General features: G+C 38.7%; 8 protein-coding genes. All 8 read left to right on the top strand.

Annotation, left to right across the window (positions count from 1 at the left end; genetic code table 11):
* The first annotated feature begins 39 nt into the window (after positions 1–39).
* Positions 40–828: a tRNA uridine 5-oxyacetic acid(34) methyltransferase CmoM gene (gene cmoM, locus P3L37_RS13140; RefSeq protein WP_004909582.1), complete on the top strand. Its 789-nt coding sequence runs from the start codon at positions 40–42 to the stop codon at positions 826–828.
* Positions 825–2,150: a chromosome partition protein MukF gene (mukF, locus tag P3L37_RS13135; RefSeq protein ID WP_109911049.1), complete on the top strand. Its 1,326-nt coding sequence runs from the start codon at positions 825–827 to the stop codon at positions 2,148–2,150. The genes cmoM and mukF overlap by 4 nt, the downstream gene beginning before the upstream one ends.
* Entirely contained in the window at positions 2,131–2,856 is a 726-nt protein-coding gene (mukE, locus tag P3L37_RS13130; RefSeq protein WP_004909591.1) for a chromosome partition protein MukE, read from the top strand. Before mukF ends, mukE begins: the two co-directional genes overlap by 20 nt.
* Complete coding sequence (gene mukB, locus P3L37_RS13125; protein WP_110731827.1) at positions 2,856–7,298, top strand: chromosome partition protein MukB; 4,443 nt, start codon at positions 2,856–2,858, stop codon at positions 7,296–7,298. The genes mukE and mukB overlap by 1 nt, the downstream gene beginning before the upstream one ends.
* Before the next feature lie 421 nt (positions 7,299–7,719).
* Positions 7,720–9,462, top strand: a complete 1,743-nt coding sequence (ldtD, locus tag P3L37_RS13120) for a L,D-transpeptidase (RefSeq protein WP_109911051.1) — start codon at positions 7,720–7,722, stop codon at positions 9,460–9,462.
* Between the two features lie 380 nt (positions 9,463–9,842).
* The gene (locus P3L37_RS13115) at positions 9,843–10,391 is read left to right on the top strand and encodes a YcbK family protein (protein WP_004256173.1); all 549 of its coding nucleotides are present in this window, start codon (positions 9,843–9,845) and stop codon (positions 10,389–10,391) included.
* A 39-nt stretch (positions 10,392–10,430) separates the two neighbouring features.
* Positions 10,431–11,078 (top strand): MBL fold metallo-hydrolase, encoded by a 648-nt coding sequence (locus P3L37_RS13110; protein WP_109911052.1) that lies wholly within the window; start codon positions 10,431–10,433, stop codon positions 11,076–11,078.
* 159 nt (positions 11,079–11,237) lie between these two features.
* Positions 11,238–19,808 carry an anthrax toxin-like adenylyl cyclase domain-containing protein gene (locus P3L37_RS13105; RefSeq protein WP_272667322.1) on the top strand — a complete coding sequence of 2,857 codons (8,571 nt, stop codon included), beginning with the start codon at positions 11,238–11,240 and terminating at the stop codon, positions 19,806–19,808.
* Positions 19,809–19,899 lie beyond the last annotated feature (91 nt).

Genomic DNA, 19,899 nt, shown 5'->3' with positions numbered 1-19,899 from the left:
ACCGCTTTAAATAATAGATGATAGGCAACCGGATAGCACATGGCAGACCGCAACTTTGATGATATTGTCGATAAATTTGCAAAAAATATCTACGGAACGACAAAAGGAAAAATACGAGAAGCGGTAGTTTGGCAAGATTTAACTCAATTATTGTGCAGCCAATTTGAAGGGAAAACCCTAAAAATACTTGATGCAGGCGGGGGAGAAGGGCATTTTTCACGCAAACTAGCCGAAATGGGACATCAAGTGATACTTTGCGATTTATCCGAAGAGATGTTGGAGCGCGCCGGTGAACTCGCCAAGGAACAAGGCATAAGCGATAACATGCGTTTTATTCATTGTGCAGCGCAAGACATAGCTCAGTATATTGATGAACCGGTTGACCTTGTTTTATTTCATGCAGTACTTGAATGGATTAGCGATCAAAAATATGCAATTGAACAACTGGTAGATATAATTAGACCTGAAGGCGTATTTTCTGTCATGTTCTATAATGCAAATGGCTTGGTGATGCGTAACGCAATTTTGGGAAATTTTCATCTTGCAACGCCACATATTCAACGTCGTCGTAAACGCTCGTTATCACCACAAAAACCGCTTTTTCCTCATCAAGTTGATGCTTGGTTGGGTGAGTGTAATATGCAAATTATCGGTAAAAGTGGTGTCAGGGTATTCCATGACTATTTACAAAGTCGGCAGTTACAGCAGAAAGATTTTCCGGCATTGTTGGCATTAGAACAGCAGTATTGCCGTGAAGAACCCTATATTAGCATGGGGCGTTATATTCATGTCATGGCACGCAAACAAATACAAAAGGACGATTTATGAGTGATTTTTCCCAGACCGTCCCTGAACTTGTGTCTTGGGCACGAAAAAATGATTTTTCGATTTCACTTCCCGCTGAACGTTTAGCATTTTTGCTCGCGGTAGCGGTATTAAACAGTGAAAGAGTCAATGGTGAAATGAGTGAAGGGGAGCTGATTGATGCCTTTCGTGAGGTTTGCAAAGGGTTTGAACAGACGACTGAATCTTTGGCGGTAAGAGCCAATAATGCTATCAATGATATGGTTCGCCAGAAGATATTTAACCGTTTTGCTAGTGACATTGTTGAAGGTAATGCAATTTACCGCCTAACCCCTTTGGGGATTGGTATCAGCGATTATTATATTCGTCAGCGAGAGTTCTCAACATTAAGACTTTCCATGCAGCTTTCTATTGTTGCTGGAGAACTACAACGTGCCGCTGAGGCTGCTGAGGAAGGGGGCGATGAATTTTATTGGCATCGTTATGTGTTTGCTCCACTAAAATATTCAGTTGCTGAAATTTTTGACAGTATTGATTTATCGCAACGCATTATGGATGAACAACAAAATTCAGTAAAAGAAGATATTGCGGCATTATTAAATCAAGACTGGCAGGCAGCTATCGCTAACTGTGAGCAATTACTCTCAGAAACATCAGGTACATTGCGTGAGTTGCAAGACACATTGGAAGCTGCAGGGGATAAACTGCAAGCGAATTTATTACGTATTCAAGAAGCCAATATGAATGCGCCAGCGTTCTCGGATTTAGTGGATAGGCTGGTTTTTGACCTGCAAAATAAATTAGATCGTATCGTTAGCTGGGGTCAACAATCTATCGATTTATGGATTGGTTATGATCGTCATGTTCATAAGTTTATCCGTACGGCCATCGATATGGACAAAAATAGAATTTTTTCTCAGCGGTTACGTCAATCTGTTCAGCATTACCTTGATAGCCCTTGGGCACTCACTTACGCCAATGCGGATCGATTATTCGATATGCGTGATGAAGAGCTTGCGTTGCATGATGAAGAAGTCATGGGTGAATTACCCCCAGAGCTTGAATTTGAAGAGTTTAGTGAATTAAATGACAAGCTTGCAGAGCTAATGGAAATTGAGTTAGCCATTTATAAAACAGAGCAGCGGCCACTCGATGTGGGCCGTGTGTTGCATGACTACTTACTGCAATACCCACAAAAACGTCATTTTGATGTTGCTCGAATTATTATCGACCAAGCTGTTAAATTAGGTATCGCAGAGGCTGATTTGGCGGGATTACCGGCAGAATGGCAAGCTATTAATGATCACGGAGCCAAGGTACAGGCACATGTCATCGACAAATATTGAACAATTTATGCCAGTTAAGCTGGCTCAAGCATTAGCTAACCCGATTTTTCCAGAGCTAGACAGCCAATTGCGTTCAGGTCGCCATATTAGTGTTGATGACCTTGATAACCACGCATTTTTAATGGATTTTCAGGAAGCATTAGAACAATTTTATGCACGGTATAACGTAGAGCTAATTCGCGCCCCTGAAGGTTTCTTTTATTTACGTCCGCGCTCAACAACCTTAATACCTCGCTCCGTGTTATCTGAATTAGATATGATGGTTGGAAAAATTCTTTGTTATCTCTATCTCAGCCCTGAACGCTTGAGTAACCAAGGTATTTTTACCTCACAAGAGTTATTTGAAGAATTGTTATCATTAGCGGATGAAAGCAAATTACTTAAATTTGTTAATCAACGTTCGACAGGTTCTGACCTAGATAAACAAAAATTGCAGGAAAAATTAAGAACATCACTCAATCGCTTACGCCGTTTGGGAATGGTGCATTTTCTGCAAAATGATTCAAGTAAATTTATTATTAGTGAATCTGTATTTCGTTTTGGTGCCGATGTACGCAGTGGTGATAACCCACAAGATGCACAGTTAAGGATGATCCGTGATGGTGAAGCTATCTCTCTTGACGGTGAATTATCACTAAAAGATGGTGATGAAGAGGATGGCGAAGAGAGTCAAGAACCGGCAGAAAGTGATGAGGATGAAGAATAATGATTGAACGCGGAAAATTTCGCTCACTGACGCTGGTGAATTGGAACGGTTTTTTTGCCCGAACCTTTGACCTTGATGAATTAGTGACCACGTTATCGGGTGGTAATGGTGCGGGTAAATCAACCACAATGGCGGCGTTTATTACCGCAATGATCCCCGATTTAACCTTACTTCACTTCCGTAACACAACGGAAGCCGGTGCGACATCTGGTTCGCGGGATAAAGGCTTACACGGGAAATTACGCCCAGGTGTCTGCTACGCTATTTTGGATGTATTAAACTCGAAGCATCAGCGTGTCATGGTGGGTGTGCGTTTACAGCAAGTCGCTGGGCGCGATAAGAAAGTTGATATTAAGCCATTTATGGTACAAGGCATTCCATTGGCGACAGTTCCAACGGAAATATTGACGGAAGTTATCGATGGGCGACAAGCCAAAGTCATTCCACTCAATGAACTAAAAGAACGTCTTGAGGAACAGGAAGGCGTTTTATTTAAGCAGTTTAGCTCAATTACCGATTACCATTCGACCCTGTTTGAATTAGGGGTTTTACCTAAACGTTTACGCTCCGCGAGTGATCGAAGCAAATATTATCGACTGATTGAAGCGTCACTATATGGCGGTATTTCTAGCGCAATCACCCGCTCATTACGTGATTATTTATTGCCAGAAAACAGTGGGGTACGTAAAGCATTCCAAGATATGGAAGCGGCTTTGCGTGAAAACCGTTTAACATTAGAAGCCATTCGTGTCACTCAATCAGACCGCGACTTATTCAAACATTTAATTAGCCAGGCGACTGATTATGTTTCTGCGGATTATATGCGCCATTCCAATGAAAGACGCATTTACCTTGATGCAGCACTAGCTGCGCGCAATGAGCTATTAGCCAGCCGTAAACAATTGCGAATTGAACAAGTCCGCAGTGTCGAAATGGCGCGTGAGTTGAATGAGCAGAATGGGGCTTCTACAGAATTAGAAGCGGACTACCAAGCAGCCAGTGACCATTTAAATTTAGTGCAAGCCGCGCTGCGTCAACAAGAAAAAATCGATCGCTATCAAGCAGACATCGAAGAACTGACTTATCGTCTTGAAGAACAAAGTGAAGTTGTTGCTGAGGCGACTGAAACTCAAGAAGAATATGAAGCACGAGCTGAAGCCGCTGAAATTGAAGTTGACGAACTAAAAAATCAACTCGCCGATTACCAACAAGCTTTGGATGTACAACAAACACGCGCTATTCAGTACCAACAAGCGTTGCATGCTTTAACGCGTGCTCGTGAATTGTGTCAACTTCCTGAATTATCCATTGATAATGCAGATGAATGGTTAGATACCTTCGAAGCGCGTGAGCAACAAGCAACTCAAACGTTATTAGCGCTTGAGCAAAAAATAAGTGTAGCGGATGCTGCTCATAGCCAATTTGAACAAGCCTATCAATTAGTTAAAAATATGATAGGGGAAGTTAGCCGCAGTGATGCATACCAACAAGCGCGTACATTATTACGTGATTGGTCATCTCAACAGCATTTAGCGGAGCGAGTGCAACCGTTACGTATGCAACTCTCTGAATTACAACAGCGTTTGAATAGCCAGCAAAATGCAGAACGTATGTTGGCGGAATTTTGTAAACGTCATGGGCAAAGCTATGAGCCAGATGAGCTTGACGCATTAATGGCTGAACTGGAAGCACAACAAGAGGAACTTAGTGTTGGTGTGAATGAGAGTGGCGAAAGGCGGATGCAAATGCGCCAAGAATTGGAACAAATTCGCCTGCGTATTAGCCAACTTTCATCTAAAGCTCCCGCATGGATTATGGCTCAAGAAGCACTAACACAGCTTAATGAGCAATCTCATGAAACGTTTGAGTCAAGTACTGCAGTGACTGAATTTATGCAGCAACTCCTCGAACAAGAAAGGGAAATAACGGTTGAACGAGATGAAGTTGCTGCGCAACGTAAAGATCTCGAAAAGCAAATTGAGCGGCTAAGCCAGCCAAGCGGTGCGGAAGATGGCCGCATGTTAGCGTTGGCAGAGCGCTTTAATGGTGTTTTGTTATCTGAAATTTATGATGATATTACCATTGAAGATGCGGCTTATTTTTCTGCATTATATGGCCCTGCTCGTCATGGTATTGTGGTTCAAGACTTATCTGTGGTCCGTAGCCAGCTCGAAACATTACAAGATTGCCCTGATGATGTTTATTTTATCGAAGGGGATCCTCAATCGTTCGATGACAGCGTTTTTGATGCACAAGAATTTGAAAGTGCGGTATTAGTCCGTTCGTCTGAGCGTCAATGGCGTTACTCTCGTTATCCTGAATTGCCTTTGTTTGGTCGTGCTGCTCGTGAAAGTCATTTAGAGTCATTAACTGCTGAGCGTGATGAGCTGGCTGAGCGTTACGCGAACCTGTCATTTGACGTACAGAAAATTCAGCGTTCACACCAAGCATTCAGTCGGTTTATTGGTCAACATATTTCGGTGGCCTTTGAAGATGATCCTGAAGCTGAAATTCGTACGCTTAATCAGAAACGTTCGGAAATTGAACGTGCTTTGGTACAGTTTGAAGAGCAAACTCAGCAACAACATCAACAATTTGCACAAGGCAAAGAAAGCCTTGCGGCTCTTAATCGCTTATTACCTCAGATGGGGTTATTACTCGATGAAACATTGGTGGACAGAGTCGAAGAGATAAGCGAAGAGCTAACGGAAGCGGAAGAAGCCGCGCATTTTCTGAATAAGCATGGTCATGCGTTAGAAAAATTAGAACCGATTGTGACCGTGTTGCTCAGTGACCCTGAACAACATGAGCAATTACGTAAAGATTATGAGGCAGCAAAACACAGCCAACAAAATGCTAAACAACAAGCTTTTGCATTAGTCGAAGTCGTTCAGCGCCGTGCTCACTTTAGTTACAGTGATTCAACGGGGATGGTGAATGAAAATGCGGACTTGAATGAAAAACTACGCCAACGTTTAGAGCAGGCAGAAACTGAACGTACACGTGCTCGTGAACAATTGCGTCAGCACCAAGCACAAAGTGCACAGTTCCATCAAGTCCTTGCTTCGTTACGCAGTTCTTTCGATACCAAACAAGAGATGTTGAAAGAACTCGAAGTTGAAATGCAAGAGATTGGCGTAAAAGCAGATCCTGATGCTCAAGAACGTGCTCGCATTCGACGCGATGAATTGCACCAGCGGGTCATGGAAAATCGTAGTCGTATTAACCAGTTAGAAAAACAGCTGACATTATGTGAAGCTGAAATGGATAACTTACAGAAGCGTCTTCGTAAGTTAGAAAAAGACTACTATATGCTGCGTGAGCAGGTAGTGACGGCAAAAGCAGGTTGGTGTGCGGTCATGCGCTTGGTGAAAGACAATGGCGTTGAGCGTCGTCTACATCGCCGTGAGCTGGCCTATACTGACGGTGATAGCTTACGTTCGATGTCGGATAAAGCCTTGGGTGCGCTGCGTTTAGCGGTTGCGGATAACGAACATTTACGCGATGTATTGCGTTTATCTGAAGATCCAAAACACCCAGATCGGAAGATAAAATTCTTTATCGCGGTATACCAACACCTACGTGAACGTATTCGCCAAGATATTATTCGTACAGATGACCCGATTGATGCAATCGAGCAAATGGAGATTGAACTGGCGCGTTTAACAGAAGAGCTAACAGCGCGTGAGCAAAAATTGGCGATCAGTTCAAAAAGTGTGGCGAATATTATTCGCAAAACCATTCAGCGCGAGCAGAATCGTATTCGTATGCTAAACCAAGGGCTGCAAGCGGTGGCGTTTGGCCAGGTTAAAGGGGTTCGCCTCAATGTGAATATTCGTGAAAGCCATGCATTGTTACTTAGTGTGCTTTCTGAAGAAAGTGAAATGCATCAAGACTTGTTCACCAGCCAACGGTTAACATTCTCTGAAGCGATGGCGAAATTGTATCAACGCCTTAACCCACAAGTGGATGTTGGGCAGCGGTTGCCACAAACGATAGGTGAAGAACTACTTGATTACCGTAATTACTTAGAGTTAGACGTCGAGGTGAACAGAGGTTCAGATGGCTGGCTAAAAGCGGAAAGTGGTGCGTTATCAACGGGTGAAGCGATTGGTACTGGGATGTCGATCTTAGTGATGGTCGTACAGAGCTGGGAAGAAGAGTCTCGTCGTTTACGTGCGAAAGATATTATTCCTTGTCGTTTATTATTCTTAGATGAAGCTGCGCGATTAGATGCTAAATCTATTGCGACGTTATTTGAGCTGTGCGATAGGCTTGAAATGCAATTGATTATTGCCGCACCAGAAAATATTAGCCCAGAGAAAGGCACGACGTATAAATTAGTTCGTAAAGTGATTGGCACACATGAGCATGTGCATGTTGTTGGCCTAAAGGGATTCGGGCAAGAAAACCCGAATGTACAAGCACCCTCATTGCAATAATAGTCTTTGTGAATAAAATGAAAGCCGGTATTTAGGAATGAATATCGGTTTTTTTATATTTAACAAATAGCATAGAAGCAGTTTCACAGGATTATTAATTAATTTGAATAAAACCCGATTTTTAAAATATATTATCCCATGATAAAAACCACTTTTTTTATATGGAATTAAGTGGCAAAGAAAGCATTAGTTAAAGCTTTTAATTAAAATAAATCTCATCTATGTTTAAGGCACCAATAAATGTTTGAATTTATCTATGATGAAAATAATTCTTTTTCTCACTAATTGTTAACGTAACTGCATATAATCTGAAAAAAGGAAAATTAGTCTATTCCTATAACATTACTGCTAAAATCAAATACAATAAAATTGTAATTATAATAAAAATATTGTTATCCATGTAGTAAATTAAGGTGGATGTATGGCGAAGAGAAGAGTGCGAGCTCTGCAAGTCTCAGTAATATGCGGGTTGATGGCGTTACAATTTCCTGCATTTTCAAACGAAGAAAATACGCAGCAAAGTGTTTCTGAAGTTCAAACGATAGCTTCAGTTACACCAACAGAAAGTTTAGCCAAAATAACACAGTCGCTTCCTACGGATGTGAAACCCATTTTTTCTACGCAATTAGCAAAACTATATGCTGAAAGGCAAATGCAGCTATTGTGGCAAGATGAAACAGCAATTAGCCAATTTCAACAGCAATTGGCAGAATTATCTCTTGCTGGCGTTCAGCCGCAATTCGGGGAATGGTTGGCGATATTGGAAAATAACCAATTAAATGAGTTGGGCCGTGACGCTATTTTGTCTGATGCCATGCTTGGCTATTTACAGTATTTATCTTCGATAGAAGCGAGTGGGCAGTATTGGTTATACACGAATCGGCCATATAAAATTATTGCGCCCACGACGGCTCAAATGAAACCATGGCTAGATGCAGTTGAGTCTAATAACCTAAGTAGTTGGGTAAAATCACAGGCGCCAAATCATCCAATGTATTTGCCAATGCGCAAGGAAATGTTGAAATTATTGGCGATGCCTGAAGATAATTTGGAAATTGTGGGAACGAAAACATTAAAGCCAGGGCAGTCTAGCGATGATGTGGTTATGTTACGTCAAATCTTACAACGTGAAGGGTTACTTGAAGGTGGAAGTGTAACCGAAGAAATTGAACCTCCTGAGACAATGGCTCAAGTCGCAGAACAGGCGGTTGAACAAACAGTCGAACCATCAGAAACACCAGCGAGCGCTGTGTCGAAAGTCTATGACCAAGAACTCGTCGAGGCTGTAAAAAAATTTCAATTACAATATGGTTTAGAAGCAGATGGTGTGGTTGGAAAAGGTACGCGTGTTTGGCTAAATATGCAGCCTAAGCAGAAAGCGGGTTTAATGGCACTTAATATTCAGCGCTTGCGTATTATTCCTGCAAGTAGTGGTACCGGAATTTTAGTCAATATTCCTGGCTATTCTTTAGATTTCTATTTAAATGATGAAGTGATTTTAGATTCAAAAGTGATTGTTGGTCGTGCTGATCGCAAAACACCGATCATGAGTAGTGCACTAAATAACGTGGTTATTAATCCGCCTTGGAGCGTGCCAACCAGTATGGCTCGTAAAGATATCGCACCAAAAGGAAAGCAAGATCCAAGTTATTTTAGCCGTAAAGGGTATACAGTGTATTCAGGTTGGGGCTCCGATTCGTACGAAATTGATCCTTATGCGATAGATTGGGAAAATATCACCCCAGCGAATTTCCCATATCGCATTCGACAAGCCCCTGGCCCTACCAATTCATTAGGGCGCTACAAGTTTAATATGCCGAGTTCAGATGCGATTTATTTACACGATACACCAAACCATAGTTTATTTAATCGTAATGCACGTGCAATAAGCTCTGGATGTGTGCGAGTGAATAAAGCAAGCGAATTAGCCAGTATTTTGTTAGGTGATGCTGGTTGGGAACAAAAACGAATTGATGGTGCATTGAAAGAAGGCGCAACACGGTATGTGAATATACCCGATAGGATCCCAGTTTTTCTGTACTATCAAACTGCTTGGGTAGATAAAGACCAGCAACCACAATATCGAGCCGATATTTATCAGTATGATAATTCTATTAATAATGCAGATAAATATTTGCCAATTTTGAAAAAGATTTTACACTAATTGTTTATTTAAAAGGGGAGTTTTTCTCCCCTTAGATATTTAAATTAACTGTCTGAATATTCTTTGCTGTACATTTCCATTCAGCAAAATTCCACTAAAATCCGTTTTTATCCTGTTTATTCTATTGTTTTATGGCTATTCAGCCATTACCATTTTATTCACCTTTGAAAAAGGCAGCATAATTTGTGTTTTAAATTGCATGTTTCGAGCGGTTTGAGTGACAAAACTCTCTTTTTGACGAAAATTGCAATAAAATTTCTGTGAAGTATGCATATCTTTACATTATTATACATTAAAGCTAGGCATGATTTGCTAGACTCAATAGGTTGCCAAAATTTTATCGATTAATACTGAATTTATTAGAGTCTGAGCTATCACCTATGGATATAATTGATCAATCCCGCAGAAAATGGTTAGGTATTGGGGCCGCAACGATTGGCCTTAGTTTATTACCAAGCCATGTATTTGCTGCAATGACGACCCCTCGACCACGTATTTTACGTTTTCAAAATATTAATACAGGCGAATCGTTAAAAACTGAATTTTTTGATGGGCGCCGCTACAATAAGTCTGAACTAGCACGTTTAAATCATTTTTTCCGTGACTATCGTTGTGACAAAGTGAAAACCATCGACCCCAAACTGTTTGATCAAATCTATTTATTACAAATGATGATGGGAACAAATAAACCTGTGCAGCTTATTTCTGGTTATCGTTCTCTAGAGACTAATAATAAATTACGCAGTAAAAGCTCTGGTGTGGCGAAAAAAAGCTACCACACACGCGGGCAGGCAATGGATTTCCATATTGAAGGTTTACAGTTGAGCAATATCCGTAAAGCCGCATTGAAAATGAAAGCGGGTGGCGTTGGTTATTATCCTCGAAGCAATTTTATACATATCGATACAGGACCAGCAAGAACGTGGTAATCTGTGCATAGGTGACATAGATTACGGAGTAATTGCTCGATGAAATATACTATTATCCCAGTAACACCGTTTATGCAAAACTGCCAAGTTATTTGGGATGAAAATACGTTAGATGCAGTTGTTGTTGATCCCGGCGGAGAAGCGGAAAAATTAATTTCTGCTATTGAAAACCTTGGGTTGAAGTTAACTAAAATTCTGTTAACTCATGGTCATTCTGATCATATCGGTGCATCAGCTATCCTCTCTAAGCACTTTTCAGTGCCGATTTATGGCCCACAAAAAGAAGACGCTTTTTGGATTGAAAACCTCGCAGAGCAAAATGCGATGTTTTACATTGGCGAATGCCCTGATTTTACGCCAGATTACTGGTTAGAAGAAGGGGATAAAGTAACTTGTGGCAATATCACATTTGATGTGTTGCATTGTCCCGGTCATACCCCTGGTCATATTATTTTTGTGAATCACGCTGATAAATTAATTTCAATGGGTGATGTATTGTTTAAAGGGGGAGTCGGGCGAAGTGATTTTCCTCGCGGTAACCACCAAGACTTAATCTCCTCTATTAAAAATAAAGTATTACCTCTTGGTGATGATTTTCAATTTATACCAGGTCACGGGCCGATGTCTAATCTCGGTTTTGAACGAAAAACAAACCCTTTCTTGCAAGATGAACAACCAGTTTGGTAATTAAAAACTATTCATATTATCCATTGATGCCTCATTATTGAGGCATTTTTATTTTTATGAGTGTAGTTAAATTTACTCCTAATTTTATATTACTTATAGAATGAAAGTATTGGTTTTGCTATTTTTCTATTTTAAATAATAATTATGGATAATTACTAGATGAAAGAAAATGACCAAACTATTAATTTCATGCAATATAATTTATATAATTATATTAATGCTCCTAAAAACAAAACATTTTTTATCAATATGATGACTGAGTATGGTATCAATCATAGTCAATCACCAGGTTATTGTTATGGGTTGACAAATGAGTTTTTAATCTATGAAATAAACAATAAAGGTGCTGATTACATTCAGCAATTGAATTATTTATATGATATTATTAATTTTGATAGCGAGGGTTTATCTGCAATAGATAAAGTAAAGTATGATGCTTTGAAAATGCACGCCCAAGTTTTATTGAATGACTATATTTATGGTTTTATTAAAATTCAGGGAATTCATAATAACTCATTAAGGAATAAAACTTATTTTGATAGCCTAGCCTATGATGAAATTAATAATAGAGTTTTTCGTGATTATCTTAATGATATAATTGATAAAAATTTTAATAAAGCAGTAAATGAAAATAAAAAAGATAAAGTGTATTATCAGTATCTTTATGAATCTCAAAAAATAAAACTTAAAGAATATATCAATGCACTATATGTAGGAGAAGATTTCTTTAATACAAAGGAAGGAGAGATTATTAGTTCTGACCCTATATTTTTAAAATTAAAAGATAGATTTATTCGGGGTGGGGAGGTATTAGGAAATAAATACTCCGTCTCTGATGCAAATTTTTTTATTGATTCGATATCTGAAAGTGTTAATAGAGATAATTATTTAAAGTTAGAATTAATAAATAAAAAACGAGGTGTTCAAGGAAATAATATACATCAGAATTATTCATTCAATACATTAAAGGGAACGACAGTCAAGAGGTTTAAGGACGTCGTTATTGGCCATACAGCTAAAAATAAAACACCACTCTATTATCAATTGATTTTAGGTAACCACGTAGTTGTTGTTAGCGCAAAGTATAACAATAAAAATAAATCATGGGAATATAAATTCTTTGACCCTAATTATGGTGTTGCGATGATTAACAAACAGGTTGATTTTTTTTCTTATTTAGATAGTCATATTAAGAAAATTGCTAAAGAAAGCAAAACACCTATTTTTGAGAATGATTATAATATAGCTGTTAGTGAGTTTGTAAAAAATGGAAATAGTGGGATTGATTTTAAAAAAATAAATAATACCAGTTTAAAAATAACTGAAAATGTACTTTTAGCTGAGAGGGGAATCACTTATCAGAAGAAGGGGAGTAAGTGTAAAATAATATATAAAGAATTTAATCCGGAAAATTGTTTATTAAAAATTAAGGTTGTCACAGGGAGCACAGAGTTTATAGCATATACGGATATTTTAGATGGACAAGACCTTTATACACGGATAATTAATAATCCTGAAACTATAGCAAAAATTAAAAAAGATGTTTTTATCTCTCAAGATGGATATAAAATATATTCGATAAATAAAAATTTCGACATCAAGACCTTTGAAAATATCAATAAAAGCCATAATAACCAAAACATTGCAAGGGATTATATTCGTACCAACTTGCATTTAAAACCGTTATCCAGTAATGAACCTAAGGCTATTACAGGGATCCCAGAAAATCATCAACGAGCCATTACGCAAGTTGCTAATGACTATAATGTTATTATAGGTATGCGACCTATTGATTATAAATCGACAAGTTTAATCGCTTCTGGCTTATATGGCAGTAAAGGGCTCATGATTAAAGGTAAAAGTTCAGATTGGGGGCCTCATAGTGGCTTTATTCCTATTTTGCAGCAGTTTGCTAAAAAATCAGGCCGGGATGAGCAAGAAAAATATAATGGTTATATAACGCAGTCTATTGAGCAAGGGCATGCAAAGCCGGTAATACTTGAAGTAACTCATGAGCGTATGAATGAGCTACTTAAATATGGGGCTGTGACTTCATTGGAGGATATAGGCAGGGGGGACCATATAAGAAGAACAACTGCCAAAGTGGATAATGTACCACATAGTTTTATTCTGAATAATATAACACGAGGAGAAACTAAGTTATGGCAAGTCTTTTATCAGTCTGGTCATAAAACAGCTCCTTTCCTGGTAGTCGGTGACCCTAAAACAGGGAAAGCTATGACAGCAGATTATGATCTCTTTAGTGTTATCTATCCAGTTTCTGAGCTAGAGCATTACGTTAAAGTGTCAGAAATGCCTTCATGGCAAGAGTGGAAAGCGAGTGTTAACTATGATGAACTCACAAATGAACAGAAAAAGCTTTATCACAATGAAGCTGAATATAATAAAAGAGAGGGGAAAGATAATGGTATTACGAATGCAAAAATCAAGGAGATTAATCAAGAGTTAAATAAAAAATTAGAGCGCCCCATTGGATTAGAGTTAGTACATCATGGGGCTGATGATGCCAATCCTGGAAGTGTGATGAAAGATAACTTTCCGATTGCTTTTTTCTTACCGGATAAATTAAAAGGAAAAAATAAATTATCAGGAACACGTCAGTCGATAGGTACATATTTCCAAATGAATTCATCGGGTGCGGTTATTATTAATGATGTTGAAAGCCTTTCAAATTTTCAACAGTTATTAATCAATGAGGGATATCGTGCTCCTCTTAATGCTAACTGGCGTGAAGGGGAATATGCTGAATACTTTAATCCAAAAAGAAAAATATCGGATAGCTATATTAATGCAAGTAGAGAGATACAGCGTAAGAAAAGTATTCCTATCGCTGTGCGAAATTTTATTGAAGGTAAAGAAACTCAAAGTGGATACATTGATAATATTGAAAATAATTTCGGTAAACCGTTTGCCAAATTAGAGTGGCAGCCACACCACCAGCTAACTGTATTACTAGAAAAAATAGCGTTAAAAGAAATTTCTATTCAAGATATCAATAAGACAGATCACGCTTATTTATTGACGTATTTTTCAGATGGAAATGGAAATATAGATATTAAAAAATTAAAAATTGCAGTATCAGACCCGTTAGTTAACCGAAAACTAAATGAATATCTAAGTCAAAACGCTGAAACGAATATATTATCACTAGAGTTGCTCTTAGAATCCTCAATATCAAGTAGTTATCAACAACAAGCGAGTGATATTCAGACATTATTGATCGCGATAAAAAATGATTTATCAATATTAAATCACTTAAGTGAGCGTTCGCAGAATATATTAATGAAACTATTTCCTGCTGGGGATAGAATAGATAAAGGTAAAATTTTAGAGTTAGTGACTGATAATCATAAACTGATTTCATTTAACAATAGGTTAAATGAGTTTAGTGAACTATCTTCAGCTAATTTTATTGGGGAAAATGCACCATTCAAAAAATATTCTTTTACAGAAGCGTTTTATTTTTATGAACAGAGCCAAGCACAGCGATTGGCACAATTTAACCAACAATTAATGTATGGTAATAAGGTTGAGTTACTGAACCATGGGGTTATTCGTTCTGGCTCTCAAAACCGAGGTATGGATCAAACGTTGGGGGGGACATACGCGATTGAATTTTATTTAGCAGACGGTCATTTAGCACGAGACTTTATTGAACGTAAATCGCAAATAGAGCAAGCTATAGTGAAAAATACATCGACATCAGCAGAAAGATCACTGTTGAAAAAGATGGAACAGTATAGCCAATATATTAATATTGAAATTCACAAAAATGGAATATCAATAGCGGATCAACCGATAGGAAATCTGTTTTCAGCAGTTACAGATACGAATAACGTAATAATATTCTTAAAGGGGAAATCGGTAACTTACACCGTCACTCATGTGCAACGTAATGGAGGTTATGAAATCAGCTTATTTGATCCTCAAGGGATTCAGTTAAGTGTAAAAAACAGATCTTCTCAGCAAGCTCAGCAGCAATTCCAACGGAAAATTAAGCATTATTTTAGTGAAAACCTCCAACTTTCTAATGGTGAATTTAGAGCAGACTTCCAGTTTATTGACTTGGATTCGACAGGTTTTAAAACCGTATTGTCTTCTATGCGTAACCAACGACAAACAATTATTGACCAAGCTGAATTTACACTACCAAAAAACCGCTGGGTCACGCTCAATGGTGAAAAAATTGCTTTTACCAAATTACAACAACTTGGTGCAACTATTAAAGGAAAACCGATTTCTCTAGGCGACCTAAAATCCATTGATTTACATAATAAAATCCGTTTTTCTCCTGATAAACTAGCGATGTATTTCACACTGATGGAAGGTGGAAAAGAAGATCTCGCTTTCATTAAAGTGTTCCATGAGCAATTAAAATCAGCAGATATCCATCAGCTAGTCGAGCGCCAAGTTAATTTTGCTGAATCGGGGGTATTGAAAAGACAGTTTAAATATTTAGCGAATAATGTTGATGCTCAACAGGAGACTATAGCGCCTTCCACTTTAGCTAAGGTTCGTCAAGCAGGTCATAAGCTTCCTCAATTTCAGCGCATAGCCAATCGTGCTGGTCAACTAATGGGCGCAACCGGTGCTATCCAAAGCCTGATCAGCGCGTATGCAATTTTGGACAAATTAGATAACCCAGATCTTAGTGACGAAGAAATTAAAGAGCTAGAAAAACAGTTTTATTTACTTGCTGCGTCTGCTCTATTTAATTATGGCGATATGATAGTGCAACCAATGCTATTAAATATCGCATCAGGTAAGGGTGCGACTTCGTTAGTCCGCGCGAGGATCGCCACGGGGACGGTGGTGATTTTCAATTTGGTGGGGATGGGAATTGATATCTATCAAGCTTACGACAGCTTATCTAAACTGGACAGTGTAACAGACCCTAAACAGCGCCAAGACCTTATTGTGAATGCTTCTTTCTCTATTGCGAGTGCGGTGATCAATGGGGTCACCGTTATTGGTATCTTAGTGGGGTCTTCTACAATTCCAGTCGCTGGGCTAGTTATTGGTGGGATCTTACTGGTAGGAGGCTGGATTTATAGCGGCGTTCGTGCGGTTGAAAACATCAAACAAGTTATTGATATTGATTGGGATCGTGAATTAGAAGAAGGGATCCGCGGTGCTTTAGGCTTAGACCCAACCTTACGTAGCCAGCAAGAGATGAATATACAGCATTATATTAATGCGTTCAAAGAGCAAGATTGGCATATGGATCTAGCTTTATTTGAAAATAATATTCTACAGGCAGGATTTGCTCATCACCTCAGTATTATTGAAAAGCCGACTTATGAAAATGAGCCGAAATATTATTTAGTTGATAATTATGGTAATTATTTCTACGGTAAGCTGGGAAATCTATATATGGGGGCGGGGGATACTTCTGTGCGGTTTGTACGTAAAGGGGCTCCCACATTTACGGCTGATGAGATTGATTTTATTTTAAAAAATAAAATTGTCAGAACCACCGCGTGGTTTAAAAATTTAAAGGTTTTATATGAAAAAATGGGCTGGTCTATTCGCCATAATTTTCGCCTTCAATCAAAAGAGAAAGCGGTATTTGACCTTAAAAATATCGGAAGTATCGCCACTCACGAGCGTTACTCTTTAAATTCTGCTTATAAGAGCCCGTTATTTGAGGCATTTAAAGCACGACATCAAATTTTAGATAATGAATTATCATTACCCCTGCAATATCAGTTAATAAATTCTAACCCGGAACAAATTAGTTTTTATTCGAAAAAAACGGAGTTTGGCGTCTTAGGGCAACATATGCTCAGAGAAAACGAACGTGCTTTTAGTGAGTATATAGTGAATAACAGCCAGCGGACAGCGTTATATATTGAAAATACTAATAGCGAAGGAACCAGCTGGAATACAGCGAATGGTAATGATGTTGTCATTGGTAAAAAAGTACAAAAAAATGCCTTTCAGGTGTTATCAGGTGAGAAATACTTTGCGGGAGGAGATGAGAGCGATCTATTTTTTATCCGAGATAGCTGTTTAGCCTCGTTAACATCGCGAGAAGATAACAAGCCGACTAAGTACCTTGACGGTCAAGGAGGGCAGGATATCGTCATTATTGATAACCTACCCGATGGCTACCGAGTGTCTGTAGACTTAAACGAAAATAGGCTGCATTACCAAAGAGGAGGGGATCATCCTTTTATTCCCGTTGCGCATTTGCAAAATATGGAAAATGTGATGGTCAGGGGGAATAGCAATGATCATTTACAGGGGAATGACACTGCAAACATACTGGATGGTGGACTAGGTAAGGATATCTTAGAGGGTAAAGAAGGGGATGATAAACTCATTTTAACGCAAGGAATTGCAGCTGGTGGTGATGGAAATGACAACTATCATATTCGCCGCTATGAGTGGCTTGAACATGTTGATGACTTGTACCTTACAGAGCGTTATTTCGACAGAAAAGAGAAAGCAGTTAAAACGCGAAAGTCTCTTAACCCTAGCTATACAGAAGGTAGCCATCAGTTTCAGGCAAAGGTGGTTATTAAAGAATCTAATTATTTACAAAGCAGAGTCACTTTAGAATATTTTCTAGATGAAATAAAGCATGTTCAAATAGACGGCAACAACTTGGTTTTAACACTCAAACAGCCAAAAAGTAGTATAGATGGACATTTTTTTCAACATGTGGAAAGTGAAGTCACCATTGTCCTCGAAAATGTGCAAGATGCGGCGTTGAAGGCACCACATCATGGATATCAGCTACAAACTCTTGATGGTTGGGTGATGACAACAGTGAAAGATGAAAAACATCCTAACCAGTATTTCAGCTTAACTTATGTACAAGAAAGTGATCAACTCCCCTCTACAAACGGAAAATCCGTCAAAATAGATGAATCTGCGGGGGTTATAACGATAAACCAATCTCGTCATTATAAAAAGCCTACATGGGGATGGTTTATTCCAATAGGCTATGCTGAGCAGTTAACCTACCGTGGAAACAGCGAAAATAATGTATTACCCCTGATAAAATTAGGTAGCCATATTGAAGTTAGCCATGGAATAGATACCTATCAAATTGTGCAAGGCAAAGAAGAGTATGGTGAGGTTGAGTTTGATTTCTCTAAAGTAAATGACAGTTTTACAGATAAAGACAGCCTGTGCCTATTGTTACCTACAGAGAATGGTTATTCACTCTATAAGGATGATGGGCAGCTATACAGCGTAGATAAATTTGGGCAAAAAAAATTGGCTATTAAATTTAGCAACGTAGGTAATAAGATCTCTAATGCTGTTTTAATCCAAGATAAGCATAGCAACTTATTTAAAGTCAATTTACAGGCAAACCGCTTATCACCAGTAAACCCAGTTAAAGAAAGCAGTACGAGCGACGATGAAATTATATTACCGATAGGGTATCTATCTGAAAAGCATGTCATTGATGGGCAAAGTGGTGACGACACTATTATCAATAAAGGATTAGAAAGCAATGTTCTGCTGGGGGGGGATGGCAATGACAATATTAAAGTCATCGGTGGAAATAATCTCTTATATGGTGGTACGGGAGATAACTCTATTAGTGGTGGGTCTGGGGATGATTTGCTGCTATCAAGTCAGGGAAACGATACGCTAATGGGAGGCGTAGGGGATGACCACTATATCATCGATGGTAACCAGCCGGGTAAGGTATATATTAAAGACCAGATTGGGAATAACCATATTCATTTAATCAATTTTAAACATCAGCCAACTGAAAAGAGTGATACAGAATACCAGTTTTATGAATCATCAGCTGGCAAGCTTGTCAAAATTAAGGTTTCTATCGATGATGATGAGGGTAAATTCAATATTCACCACTATGAGCGGCTGGATGAAAAATTTAGCTCCTCCACGAGCCACGGGATGGCCCCGCTCGTTAATTATCTCTCTGAAAAACTCCATAAAGCCAAACAGTCAGGGGAGTTTACCACTTGGAAACCCATTGATGAGCTTACAAGCACATTAAATGGAGTGGTAACCAATGACGGAGCGAGACCTTTAAACCTAACATTGAAAGATGATGGGATTGTATTACAACAGGATTGCACGAGAAATAATTGGCTTATTGATACCTTAGCCGGCAATGATAATGTCATGGATATGTCTCAACAAGGGCGTATTATTAAGGGGGGTAGTGGTAACGATAAGCTGATTACCCTAGGCGGTGAAAATGTACTGTATGGCGGGCAAGGTAATGATGTTCTACTGGCACAAGGGATGCATCAAGATGTACTAATCTCTTTAGATGGAAAAGACCAATTAGCGGGAACTCAAGGTGATGACCTCTATATTGTCAGCGGTCATGGAAAAGGTGATGTGAAGATCACGGATGTTGAGGGACGCAATCAAGTGGTTCTAATTGATTTTAATACTGAAGAAGTTAGTTATAAACAATTGTCTGCTAAGGTTGCAGAAACAACATATCGCTCAAAGAGTGGAAGGCAAGTGACGCTATCTCATAACAACCATGTTGGGTCAATGCATAGTGTCATGCAGGTGCGTCATTTCAATAATTACAAGGAATTATCGAAACAACATATAGAGCAAACCATTGATCGCTTGGTTCAGTTACTCGTTGAAGAGCGCATTGATTATGAGCGAAATCTCGACCTTAGTATCACTAATGATAATTACCGGAAGAATTGGGGAGCGGTACAAATAACGGAGCGCTTCCTTAGCCATCTTAAATAGTTTTTTATAAAAAATGCCAGTCAGTAACGTAACTGACTGGCATGATATTAAAAACGCTGTTTTATCGTTTTCAATGCTTAATTTTTAATGC

The organism is Providencia sp. PROV114 (assembly GCF_032704305.1).
GTDB lineage: Bacteria > Pseudomonadota > Gammaproteobacteria > Enterobacterales > Enterobacteriaceae > Providencia > Providencia rettgeri.
This window is presented reverse-complemented; position numbering and strand designations above follow the sequence as displayed.